Raw genomic sequence first — 11,959 nt, 5'->3', positions numbered from 1 at the left:
CCTTGGTATCGACATTGGCACCAGTTTCGGTTCCGAACGGGTTTAGTGTAGTGGTTTATCCCCCGCTCGGGGGCCGGTGCAGCGCTGAAACATCCCGTGCACTGGCTGCACCCGATCAAGCATGGTGGAAAATTGGATAAAAAGCCTCTCTGATCACAAGGGGGTTGCTGCCCTATGCTGGATACTTATCCAGTTATTCTTTATGCTATGAGCCAATTTACGAATAGTTGTATTGGTGAGGAGAGAGCCGTGATTGGTCGCTTGAGAGGCATTGTCATTGAAAAGCAGCCCCCAGAGGTCCTGCTGGAAGTGGGCGGGGTTGGCTATGAGGTACAGATGCCGATGAGCTGCTTCTATGATTTGCCGGAGATCGGCAAGGAAGCGACCATCCATACTCACTTCGTGGTGCGGGAAGATGCCCAGCTGCTCTATGGTTTTAACCACAAACAGGAGCGTGCGCTGTTCCGCGAGCTGATCAAGACCAACGGAGTCGGCCCCAAGCTGGCGCTGGCTATTCTCTCCGGCATGACAGCTACCCAGTTTGTGCTGAGTGTCGAACGTGAAGAGATAAGCTCTTTGGTCAAACTGCCGGGAGTCGGCAAGAAGACCGCCGAGCGGCTGGTGGTGGAGATGAAGGATCGCCTCAAGGGGTGGGTCAGTCACGACCTCTTCTCCCCGGCCATGGTCACCCTGCCAGCCAGTGAGCCCGAATTGCGGGCACCGGATGTGACCGAGGAGGCGGCCAGTGCGCTGGTGGCCCTCGGTTACAAGCCGCAGCAGGCGAGTCAGATTGTCAGCAAGATCGCCAAAGAGGGGATGTCGGTGGAAGATATCATCCGTGAATCCCTGCGTAGCCTGGTATGAGGTAGTTGATGATTGAAGCAGACCGCCTCATCTCGGCCAGTGCCGCCCGTGAGGATGACATTATTGACCGGGCTATCCGCCCCAAGAAGCTGGCTGACTACACCGGTCAGGATACCGTCTGCGAACAGATGGAGATCTTTATCGAAGCGGCCCGTCAGCGGGGCGAAGCGCTCGATCACCTGCTGATCTTCGGTCCGCCGGGTCTGGGCAAGACCACCCTCGCCAACATCGTCGCCAACGAGATGGGGGTCAATATCAAGACCACCTCCGGCCCGGTGCTGGAGAAAGCGGGGGATCTGGCGGCGCTGCTCACCAACCTCGAACCGAACGATGTGCTGTTCATCGACGAGATCCATCGCCTCAGCCCGGTGGTGGAGGAGGTGCTCTATCCGGCGATGGAGGATTACCAGCTCGACATCATGATCGGGGAGGGACCCGCGGCTCGCTCCATCAAGCTGGATCTGCCTCCCTTCACCCTGATTGGCGCCACCACCCGGGCTGGTTCACTCACCAGCCCGCTGCGGGATCGCTTCGGTATCGTCCAGCGGCTGGAGTTCTACAACGTCAAGGACCTGACCGATATCGTCTCCCGCAGTGCCCGTTGTCTGGGGCTAGACATGACGGAAGATGGTGCCATTGAGGTCGCCCGTCGCTCTCGCGGCACGCCGCGGATTGCTAACCGTTTGTTAAGGCGGGTGCGCGACTTTGCCCAGGTGAAATCCGATGGCCGGATCGACGGCCCCATTGCTGCTCGCGCCATGGACATGCTGGATGTCGATAACGAAGGTTTTGACTTCATGGACCGCAAGTTATTGTTGGCTGTGATAGACAAGTTTATGGGGGGCCCGGTGGGTCTCGATAATCTGGCCGCCGCGATCGGGGAAGAGAAAGATACTATCGAAGATGTGCTGGAGCCTTATCTGATCCAGCAAGGGTATCTGCAACGTACACCCAGAGGACGGATTGCGACCACACGAGCCTACGCTCATTTCGGTCTTCAGCGACCAGATGAGAAGTAAAAACAGTCGTTTGAACATGAAACCGCCGTCAAAGGCGGTTTTTTATTATCTGGGCAAAAAAAAAGCCCACGGCGGATGCGGTGGGCAAAGACAATTCAGGATGGATGTTCACAGACAGTGAGTGCGTCTGGACACAGACCGGAAAATAAACAGGTGAGCCGTCGCGAGCTCTCAGAGTCGGTTCAGTTGATAGAGCTGAACAAAGGAAAGCTTGTAGTAACGGATGGTTTTAGCAACAAACTTTTTCATCTTCGATTCCAATAGACAGGTTCAAATTGATCGTCGAATACGTACCGTGAACCCGGATTAACCGGCCTGTATCCAAGGGTATGCCCTCACTGCGAGGCGCATTGTAGGAGTTCGAATCGACCCCGGCAAACAAGAAAAATTGCACTCTTCAAATTAGTTTATCTAATGTCTTTATTGATGAAATTGGTTCGCATGAGTATGCATTCTTTGCAATTTTAAATTGAGTTTTCGAATCAGATTGCCTGACTCGGATAACATGGAAAAAGGCGCGTCATTCACGCTTTTCAAATTAAACCGAGTGGCGGGATGTTAAATTCTTAAATTGATTTAAATCAATGTTTTACGCTTTATCGTGTTTTGTGATCTGGCTCGCGTCAATAATCGTGAAATAGATTAAAAATGCCTTTCAAAGCCATGTATGGCGGGTCCTTTTACATTGATTTCAATCAAATAAAGGTGATATAAAAACCCGGTCATCATGGGCGAGAATAAATTTAGGCTGATTGTTTTGGAATTGTTAAACATTAGCTTTATTTGTGTTCTCGTATTGCCTTGTTGTTAATGCCAGTGGTTACTGAACGCGTTTTGTTGTGACACGTCACAATAAGGCTCATTCGATAACCTCCAACGGAAGCTTTGTGCTTAAAACTTAAAATAGCCGTGCCAATAATCGGTGAGGAAACATCATGATTGCTGAGCATGTGGTAGACCTATCGCGGTTCCAGTTCGCTGCGACGGCCCTTTATCACTTTTTGTTTGTACCTCTGACGCTGGGAATGGCCTTTCTCCTGGCGATCATGGAATCCGTCTATGTGATGACCAACAACACCATCTACCGGGACATGACCAAATTCTGGGGTAAGTTGTTTGGTATCAACTTTGCCTTGGGGGTCACCACAGGTCTGGCCATGGAGTTCCAGTTCGGGACGAACTGGGCTTACTACTCCCATTATGTCGGCGATATCTTCGGGGCCCCGCTGGCTATCGAAGGGCTGATGGCCTTCTTCCTGGAGTCCACCTTCGTCGGTATGTTCTTCTTTGGTTGGGATCGTCTGAGCAAGCATCAGCACCTGGCTGCCACCTGGTTGATGGCGCTGGGTACCAACCTCTCCGCCCTCTGGATCCTGGTCGCCAACGGCTGGATGCAGAACCCGGTCGGTGCCGAGTTCAACTTCGAATCCATGCGGATGGAGATGATGAGCTTCGCTGACGTGGTGCTCAACCCGGTTGCTCAGGTCAAGTTCGTCCACACTGTGGCGGCTGGTTATACCTGTGGCGCCATGTTTGTGCTGGGTATCTCCTCCTACTACCTGCTGAAGAATCGTGATGTGGCCTTTGCCCGTCGCTCCTTCGCCATTGCCGCTGCGTTCGGTATGGCTTCCATCGTGTCCGTGCTGATCCTCGGTGACGAATCCGGTTACGAGACCGGTGAAGTGCAGAAGGTGAAACTGGCCGCTATCGAAGCTGAGTGGGAGACTGAACCTGCTCCGGCCGCCTTTACTCTGTTCGGTATTCCGAATCAGGAAGAGATGCGCACCGACTACGCCATCAAGATCCCCTATGCGCTGGGCATTATCGCGACCCGTTCTCTGGACGGTCAGGTAACCGGTCTGAAGGATCTGAAGAGCGAGCACGAACTGCGCGTTCGTAACGGTATGACCGCTTACGACCTGCTGACCAAGCTGCAATCCGGTGACAAGTCTGACGAGACCCGCGCTCGCTTCGACGAAGTGAAGCAGGATCTGGGCTACGGTCTGCTGCTCAAGCGCTACACCAGCAACGTGACCGATGCTACCGACGAGCAGATCAAGGCTGCTGTGGATGACTCCATCCCGCAGGTTCTGCCGCTGTTCTTCGCCTTCCGCATCATGGTTGCCGTCGGCATGCTGATGCTGGTGCTGATTGGTATGGCCTTCTATGACAGTGCCCGTCACCAGATCGGCAAGCGCAAGTGGCTGCTCAAGGGTCTGCTGTGGGGTATCCCGCTGCCGTGGATCGCTATTGAAGCTGGCTGGTTTGTGGCTGAATATGGTCGCCAACCCTGGACCATTGCAGAGGTGTTGCCGACTTCCCTCTCTGCATCCAATTTGCCTGCAGCCGAGATCTGGTTCTCTCTGATCGGTATCTGCCTGTTCTATACCGTACTTCTGGTTATCGAGATGTACCTGATGTTCAAGTATGCCCGTCTTGGCCCCAGCAGCCTGAAGACTGGCAAGTATCACTTTGAACAGATCAAGGCATAAGGAGAGCGACCATGTTTGATTACGAAACTCTGCGTGTCATCTGGTGGGCTCTGGTCGGCGTACTGCTGATCGGTTTTGCCATCACTGACGGCTTCGACATGGGGGTAGGCGCACTGCTCCCGTTCGTCGGCAAGAAAGATGTCGAGCGCCGCGTGATGCTCAACACCATGGGGCCGCACTGGGAAGGTAACCAGGTTTGGCTGGTCACTGCCGGTGGTGCCTTGTTCGCCGCTTGGCCGATGGTGTATGCCGCGACCTTCTCCGGCTTCTACATCGCCATGATCCTGACCTTGATGGCGCTGTTCCTGCGTCCGGTCGGTTTCAAGTACCGTTCCCTGCGTGCTGATGCCAAATGGCGCAGCAACTGGGACTGGGCCTTGTTCGCCGGTAGTGCCGTGCCGCCTATCGTCTTTGGCGTGGCCTTTGGCAACCTGCTGCAAGGCGTTCCGTTCGAGTTTAACCAGTTCATGATGTTGACCTATCACGGCAACTTCTTTGGCCTGCTTAACCCGTTCGGCATTCTGGCTGGTCTGGTGAGCCTGTTCATGCTGCTCACCCAGGGCGCAACCTGGTTGATGATGAAGACTGACGGTGAAGTGCTGGCACGTTCCCGCACTGCCGCCATGATCTGCTCACTGCTGACCCTGGTGCTGTTTGCTGCCGCAGGTTGGTGGGTAAGCGGTATGGAAGGGTATGTCATCGTCAAGGCTGCTGCGACTGACGCGGTATCCAACCCGATGAACAAGGAAGTTGTCCTGCAGGCTGGTGCCTGGATGAACAACTACACCCTCTATCCGTGGATGGTGGCTGCCCCTGTACTGGGTCTGGCCATGAGCCTGCTGACTGCGCTGTTTGCCCGTATGAACATCGGCTGGCTGGCGTTTACCAGCTCCTCGCTGGCGATTGCCGGGGTCATCCTCACTGCCGGTTTCTCCATGTTCCCGTTCGTGATGCCCTCAAGCCTTGAGCCGTCACTGAGCCTGACCATGTGGGATGCTACCGCCTCTTTCAACACCTTGCAGGTGATGACTGTGGCTGCAGCGATCTTCGTACCGATTGTGCTGGGTTACACCATCTGGACTTACATCAAGATGTTTGGCCGGGTAACCAACAAGCACATCGAAGATAACCAACAATCTCTCTATTAAGAGGTGCGCTGACAATGTGGTATTTCACCTGGATCCTGGGGCTGTTGCTGGCCTGTGCATTTGGCATCATCAATGCGCTGTGGCTGGAACACACCGAGAACATGGATCGTCAGATCGATGAAAACAAGTGATCGACTCGCCAGGCTGGCCGCTCCACTGGAGCGGCAGCCGTGGCAGGGGTTGATGTTACTCGCGGCGGCCTTGTTGGCCGTCGCTATTTTACAGGCCCCCAATCTGATCGCAGCCAACACCAGCGAGCATGGTCTCTGGCTTGCTCCCTGGCTGATGTGGGCTGTCTGTTGTGGCGTACTTAACGGACTTGGCTTTCATCTGAAAAGCCTGCCCGGACGTGTGCTGTTCAACCCCTGGCTCGCCTGGCCCAGTTTGTTGTATGGCCTCTGGCTGACACATTCATATTTCCTTTCATAAAAAACGGGGGAGGCAGGATTTCCCTGTCTCCCCCTGCTTCTTTCCTATTCAGCCCTGCGCTATGATAGCCCCCCATCTGACTGTCGAATGGATCACAGATTGTTATGGGGGAAGTCTTTGAGTTTCCGGTGCGTGTCTACTACGAAGACACCGACGCCGGGGGCATCGTCTACAACGCCAATTATCTCAAGTTTATGGAGCGTGCTCGCACCGAGTTTCTTCGTGCCAAAGGGGTCGAACAGGACGTCTGGCTGCAGGAGGGATATGCCTTCGTGGTGAGCCGAACTGAGATCGATTTCCGCTCGGCGGCCCGTTTTAATGAACTATTGAATGTATTAACGCAAGTGATTGAAGTGAAACGCGCATCCCTGCGCTTTTCGCAGCAGATCCTGGCGGCTGATGGACGACTGATCACCCAGGCCATGGTACAGATAGCCTGTGTCAGTCATCCGAAAATGAAACCTGTAGCTATACCTGAAAAAATCAAGGGAGTGCTGTTAAGTGCACGCTGAAATTTCGTTTATTGGCCTGTTTTGGCAAGCCAGCCTGTTGGTAAAACTGGTCATGATGACCCTGATGAGCATGTCTATTGTCTCGTGGGCGCTGATTATCCAGCGTTCAAAGGCGATCAAGGCGGCCAATCTCGCATCGGAACAGTTTGAAGATCGCTTCTGGTCAGGGGTCGATCTCAATCGCCTCTATCAGGAGTCCTCTTCCCGCCGCGATGACATCGAAGGCATGGAAGATATCTTCTACTCCGGCTTCAAGGAGTATGCCCGCTTGCTCAAGGCCGGTGCCCGTGGTCAGGATGCGGTGATGGATGGTACCTACCGCGCCATGCGTGTCTCCCTCTCCCGCGCGGTGGATGATCTGGAATCCAATCTGCCGGTGCTGGCGACCATCGGCTCTATCAGCCCCTATATCGGTCTGTTCGGTACCGTGTGGGGGATCATGAACGCCTTTATCGCCCTGGGTCAGGTGCAACAGGCCACCCTGCAGATGGTGGCACCGGGTATCGCGGAAGCGCTGATCGCTACCGCCATGGGTCTGTTTGCCGCTATCCCGGCGGTTATCTTCTACAACCGCTTCTCCAACAAGGTCGAGCGGCTGGAGAACGCCTACGCCAACTTCATGGACGAGTTCACCACCATTCTGAACCGTCAAATTGCACAGCAGCAGGGTGATCAGTAATGCAAACCTATCAGCGGATCCGGCGCAAGAAGGTGGCCGAGATCAACGTGGTTCCCTATATCGACGTCATGCTGGTGCTGCTTATCATCTTTATGGCGGTCACGCCGGTGATCACGCAAGGGGTCAAGGTGGATCTGCCACAGGCTGAGTCCGAGCAGTTGCCGGAAGATGCCAAGCCGCCCTTCATCGTCAGCGTCAATACCGAAGGCGAGTATGTCATCAAGGCTGGCGAAGCCGATGATGAGCCGGTACCAAGCGGCACGCCAGAGGCGATGCAGCAATACATCACCGAAAAAGCCATGGGCTATCTGGCGATCAACCAGAATGCCCCCGTGGTGGTCGCGGGTGACAAGGCCGTGCGCTACGAAGAGGTGATCCTGTTGATGGTGGCCCTCAAGAATGCGGGTGTGCCTCAGGTTGGCCTGATGACAGATCCGGTGAACTAACGGAGATGGATGTGAAGCGTGGTATTTCCGGTTATCTCATCGCGTCGTTTCTGCTGCACCTGATCATCGGCATCATCCTGTTTGTCGGGCTCGATTTCAGCAAACCGAAACGACCCGAATCGAAGGGGCAGATCGTCAATGCTGTTATGCTCGATGAGAACTTCCTCAACGAGCAGGCCAAGCAGATCCAGCAGCAGAAATCTCAGCCCAAGCCTCAAAAGGTAGAGAAAGAGAAGGATAAGGAAGACACGGATCTCGCCAAGCGCGAGCTGGCTCAGAAACAGGAGCAGCTTCGCATCGCCGAGACCAAGCGCAAGCAGGCCGAAGAGGCGACTCGCAAGGCCGAAGCCGAAAAGCAGAAGAAGGTGGCCGAGCAGAAGCAGGCGGAAGAGAAGGCCCAAAAAGCCGAGGAAGCCCGCAAGCTGGAAGAGCAGAAGGCCAAGAAGGCCGAAGCCGAGCGTAAAGCGGCGGAAGCCGAAAGCAAGGCGTTGGCGCTGAAGAAGAAAAAGGAACAAGAGAAGAAAGAGGCCGAAGAGAAGGCAAAGGCGGCAGAAGCCAAGGCCAAGAAAGCGGAAGCTGACAAGAAGGCCAAAGCTGAAGCCGAGAAGAAAGCCAAGGCAGAAGCAGAGAAAAAAGCCAAAGCCGAGGCCGAGAAGAAGGCCAAGGAAGAGGCTGAGAAAAAGGCAAAAGCTGACGCAGAGAAGAAAGCCAAGGCAGAAGCCGAAAAGCAGGCCAAGATCGCGGCTGAGCGCAAGCGTAAAGCAGCCGAGCAGGCCAAGCTGCAAAAAGAGATGGAAGAGATGATGCAGCAGCAGCTGTCGGCTGAGGCCAATGCCCGCAGTCAGGCGGCATCGGCAGCAGCCCAGGGCGAAGTCGACAAATATGCGGCGCTCATCAAGGCCACTGTTGAGCGGTATATGATTTTGGATCCCACCATGCGGGGCAAAACATGTACTATCGGCGTACGTCTTGCGAGCAGTGGCTTTGTCATATCGGTAGATAACGGCCAGGGTGACCCGGCGGTCTGTCGTTCCGGTAAGGCGGCTGTTCTGAAAGCCAATCAACTGCCTGTGCCCAAGGATCCTGCGGCATTTGAGATGTTGAAGGAATTTAACCTGAAGTTAGAACCGAGTATCTAAGCGTGATAAAACGAGGTTGCTTGCCTCCGGTTGGCAACCTCTCGCCGAGAAAGGAATTTAACCTCTCATCTATATTGGAACCGAGTATTTAAGCCATGATCAGAAAAGTATTTTTTGCTTTGGTTGGCTGTTTGTTGCTGGGCCAGAGTGCCCAGGCGGCCCTGGACATCGTCATCACCGGCGGTATTGATAGCGCACGCCCCATCGCTGTCGCCCCCTTCAAGTGGGAAGGTAACGGGCAGTTGCCGCAGGACATCGCGGAAGTGGTTTCCAACGACCTGATGCGCAGCGGCAAGTTCAAGCCGCTGGCCCGTGGCCAGATGCCGCAAACCCCGAGCAGCAGCAGCGAGATCAACTTCGCTCCCTGGGCCTCCCAAGGGGTTGAAGCCGTGGTGGTGGGTTCCATTTCGGCAGTCGGTGACGGCACCTACAAGGTCAACTTCGAGCTGGTCGATGTGCTGAAAGGCCAGCTGGCCAAGGCACAAGGTGGCGAGAGCAACGGTTACATCCTGGATAGCCGCATGGCGACCATCCCGGGTGCCCAGATGCGCCAGTTTGCCCACCGTATCTCCGACATCGTCTATGAGCGTCTGACTGGCGAGCGCGGTGCCTTCCTGACCCGTCTGGCTTACGTCTCCGTCCAGCAGGGTACCCAGTTCCCGTACCAGCTGCGTATTTCTGACTACGACGGTTACAACGAGAAGACCCTGCTGCGCTCCCGCGAGCCGTTGATGTCTCCGGCCTGGTCGCCGGATGGCAGCAAGCTGGCTTACGTGAGCTTCGAGAACCAGAAGTCCGAAATCTACGTGCAGGATATCTACACCCAGCAGCGCAGCCTGATCACCAGTTTCCGCGGTATCAACGGGGCGCCGGAGTGGTCTCCGGATGGTCGTCGTCTGGCTATCGTTCTCTCCAAAGATGGTTCACCGAACCTCTATGTGGTTGATGTCGCTAGCAAGCAGCTGACCCGGGTTACAACCAGCCGTGTGATCGACACCGAACCCTCCTGGATGCCGGATGGGCAAAATTTGTTGTTCACCTCTGAACGTGGTGGCAAACCCCAGATTTATAGCGTAAATTTGGCGACTGGTATGACTCGCCGGATGACTTGGGAAGGTGAATCCAACCAGGGTGCATCCATCACTCCTGATGGCAAAATCATGGTGATGGTGACCCGTGTTCAGGGACAGTATCGTATTGCCCGTCAGGACATGGAAAACAATGCCCTGTTGGTCCTTACCCAGAGTGCTCTGGATGAGTCGCCAAGTGTGGCTCCCAATGGCAGCATGATCATTTATGCCACCATCTATCAGGGTCGTAAGAGTCTTGCGTTGGTGTCGACTGATGGTCGCTTCAAGGCTGTGCTTCCGACCAGTAGCGGTGAAATTCGTGCACCAGCTTGGTCGCCCTTCTTGAATTGATAAAAATCCAATTGTTTTTTGTTTTGTTATAAAGGTTTAAGGAAATAGCATGCAACTCAATAAACTGCTCAAGGGTTTGGCCATCGCACTGCCACTGTTCACCCTGGCCGCTTGTAGTTCTTCTTCTGATTCCGACGCCGCTGGCGCCGAATCAGGTATGACCGACGGCATGGGCGGTGTACAAACCGGCGGCGCCAACGGCATGTTGTCCCCGGAAGAGCAGATGCGTCAGAAGTTCGAAGCACTGCAGCGTGACAACGTGATCTACTTCCCGTTCGACGGTTACGATATCCAGGGTCAGTATGCTGATCTGCTGGATGCCCACGCCAGCTACCTGCGCGAGCGCCCGAGCGTTAAAGTCCTGATCGAAGGTCACGCCGATGAGCGCGGTACTCCGGAGTACAACATCGCCCTGGGCGAGCGTCGTGCCAAGGCTGTTGCCAAGTATCTGCAAACCCTGGGTGTGCAGGCCGAGCAGCTCTCCATCGTCAGCTATGGCGAAGAGAAGCCGCTGGACATGTCCCACACCGAGGATGCCTTTGCCAAAAACCGCCGCGCGGTTCTGGTTTACTAAGGTTTGAACCGAACGAAGTTCGTTTATATGCAAGCGGCCATTTCGATGGCCGTTTTATTTGCACTAAACGTCAAGGTTTGATCCGAATGAAATCTGCATATGCGAGCGACGATGGCGCTGGCCGTTTTATCTGTACTAAACGCTAAGGTTTGATCCGAATGAAATCTGTGTACAAGCAAGCTGTCGTTGCGCTGGCCCTATTGGTTGCTCTGAATGCGCAAGCTGCGGCTCCTGTCAGCGATCTGGGCGGTGACTCGGGTGGTGGGGTTGTCCTTAGCGGCAACAACGGTGCCATCGTGCCCACCGGTAGCCTGGAAGATCGGGTTGCCCTGCTGGAGCGCACCCTCAATGCCCGTCTGCGACTGCAAGCTGAATTGCAGCAACAGGTCGACTCCCTGCAAGGGGAGGTCTCCGAGCTGCGTGGTCAGTTGGAGCAGCAGACCTACCAGATGGAACAGTCGCAAGAGCGCCAGCGTCAGCTCTACCAAGAGCTCGACAAGGTTGCCAGCAGCCAGCAAGCTGCTCCAGCCGCCCCGGCCCCTGCTGCTGCCACACCGGCTGCTGCCGCCAATTACTCAACCAATCAGGATGAGAATCAGGCCTACGACGCAGCGGTCAATATGGTGCTCAAAGAGAAGAACTACGACAAAGCCATTCCGGCTTTCCAGGGCTTCATCAAGCAGTACCCCAATTCGGGCTATGTACCTAATGCACACTACTGGCTCGGCCAGTTGCTGTTCAACAAGGGTGACAGAGCCGGTGCCTCGGCCCAGTTTTCGACCGTGGCCAACAAATACAGCAAATCCCCCAAGCGAGCCGATGCGCTGCTGAAGCTGGGTATGCTGGCGCAACTGGATGGCAAGAAGGCGGAAGCCAAATCCTTCTATGAGCAGGTGATCAAGGGCTATCCCAACACCTCGCCGGCCCAGTTGGCCAAACAGAGTCTGGCCAAGCTCTAACATTGCTGTATGTCACTGTTTTCGTAACGCTACTGTAAAAACAGCCTGCATTTGTACGCACAGTGAGCAAACGGATTTAAATTACGAATTTTCTGTTGCACCGGAAATTTAAATCCGTAATATAGGCCGCCGTCAGAGCCGAAGCAGTAATGCAGTCGGAACTGGTCGTGGTGAGGGTCGTTAGCTCAGTCGGTAGAGCAGTTGACTTTTAATCAATTGGTCGCTGGTTCGAATCCAGCACGACCCACCATTTACTCCACTCGGTGGAGACAGAATT

At 54.8% G+C, this 11,959-nt stretch carries 13 protein-coding genes and 1 tRNA gene; all 14 read left to right on the top strand.

Going from position 1 to position 11,959, the window contains the following annotated elements:
- Window positions 1–249: 249 nt before the first annotated feature.
- The 14 genes from ruvA to A9G06_RS06160 all read left to right on the top strand — a co-directional run bounded on the left by ruvA (window position 250) and on the right by A9G06_RS06160 (window position 11,932).
- A complete protein-coding gene (gene ruvA / locus A9G06_RS06225) occupies window positions 250–864 on the top strand; it encodes a Holliday junction branch migration protein RuvA (RefSeq protein WP_005335746.1) in 615 nt (204 codons plus the stop codon).
- Between the two features lie 8 nt (window positions 865–872).
- Window positions 873–1,883, top strand: coding sequence for a Holliday junction branch migration DNA helicase RuvB (ruvB, locus tag A9G06_RS06220; RefSeq protein ID WP_005335744.1), 1,011 nt, complete (start codon window positions 873–875; stop codon window positions 1,881–1,883).
- A gap of 935 nt (window positions 1,884–2,818) precedes the next feature.
- Window positions 2,819–4,375: a cytochrome ubiquinol oxidase subunit I gene (locus tag A9G06_RS06215; RefSeq protein WP_005335743.1), complete on the top strand. Its 1,557-nt coding sequence runs from the start codon at window positions 2,819–2,821 to the stop codon at window positions 4,373–4,375.
- 11 nt (window positions 4,376–4,386) lie between these two features.
- On the top strand, window positions 4,387–5,523 hold the full coding sequence (gene cydB, locus A9G06_RS06210) for a cytochrome d ubiquinol oxidase subunit II (RefSeq protein ID WP_005335741.1): 1,137 nt from the start codon (window positions 4,387–4,389) through the stop codon (window positions 5,521–5,523).
- 14 nt (window positions 5,524–5,537) lie between these two features.
- Complete coding sequence (gene cydX, locus A9G06_RS06205; RefSeq protein ID WP_005304933.1) at window positions 5,538–5,654, top strand: cytochrome bd-I oxidase subunit CydX; 117 nt, start codon at window positions 5,538–5,540, stop codon at window positions 5,652–5,654.
- Window positions 5,641–5,952: a cyd operon YbgE family protein gene (locus A9G06_RS21365; protein ID WP_041202810.1), complete on the top strand. Its 312-nt coding sequence runs from the start codon at window positions 5,641–5,643 to the stop codon at window positions 5,950–5,952. Before cydX ends, A9G06_RS21365 begins: the two co-directional genes overlap by 14 nt.
- 104 nt (window positions 5,953–6,056) lie before the next feature.
- On the top strand, window positions 6,057–6,464 hold the full coding sequence (ybgC, locus tag A9G06_RS06195; protein WP_069554607.1) for a tol-pal system-associated acyl-CoA thioesterase: 408 nt from the start codon (window positions 6,057–6,059) through the stop codon (window positions 6,462–6,464).
- Entirely contained in the window at window positions 6,454–7,143 is a 690-nt protein-coding gene (gene tolQ, locus A9G06_RS06190) for a protein TolQ (protein ID WP_005335735.1), read from the top strand. Before ybgC ends, tolQ begins: the two co-directional genes overlap by 11 nt.
- Window positions 7,143–7,589, top strand: a complete 447-nt coding sequence (gene tolR / locus A9G06_RS06185) for a protein TolR (RefSeq protein WP_005335733.1) — start codon at window positions 7,143–7,145, stop codon at window positions 7,587–7,589. The genes tolQ and tolR overlap by 1 nt, the downstream gene beginning before the upstream one ends.
- Before the next feature lie 5 nt (window positions 7,590–7,594).
- Window positions 7,595–8,728 (top strand): cell envelope integrity protein TolA, encoded by a 1,134-nt coding sequence (tolA, locus tag A9G06_RS06180; RefSeq protein WP_013723471.1) that lies wholly within the window; start codon window positions 7,595–7,597, stop codon window positions 8,726–8,728.
- 95 nt (window positions 8,729–8,823) lie between these two features.
- Window positions 8,824–10,149, top strand: coding sequence for a Tol-Pal system beta propeller repeat protein TolB (gene tolB, locus A9G06_RS06175; protein ID WP_005335728.1), 1,326 nt, complete (start codon window positions 8,824–8,826; stop codon window positions 10,147–10,149).
- A 49-nt stretch (window positions 10,150–10,198) separates the two neighbouring features.
- Window positions 10,199–10,723 carry a peptidoglycan-associated lipoprotein Pal gene (pal, locus tag A9G06_RS06170; RefSeq protein WP_005304908.1) on the top strand — a complete coding sequence of 175 codons (525 nt, stop codon included), beginning with the start codon at window positions 10,199–10,201 and terminating at the stop codon, window positions 10,721–10,723.
- 158 nt (window positions 10,724–10,881) lie between these two features.
- Entirely contained in the window at window positions 10,882–11,682 is an 801-nt protein-coding gene (ybgF, locus tag A9G06_RS06165) for a tol-pal system protein YbgF (RefSeq protein ID WP_069554606.1), read from the top strand.
- Between the two features lie 174 nt (window positions 11,683–11,856).
- Window positions 11,857–11,932: transfer RNA gene (locus A9G06_RS06160), tRNA-Lys, on the top strand.
- Window positions 11,933–11,959: the final 27 nt, after the last annotated feature.

The sequence above is a fragment of the Aeromonas sp. DNP9 genome, assembly GCF_001728955.1.
GTDB classification, from domain to species: domain Bacteria; phylum Pseudomonadota; class Gammaproteobacteria; order Enterobacterales; family Aeromonadaceae; genus Aeromonas; species Aeromonas veronii.
Note: the sequence above shows the minus strand (reverse complement) of the source record. Positions and strands in the feature narration are given on the sequence as shown.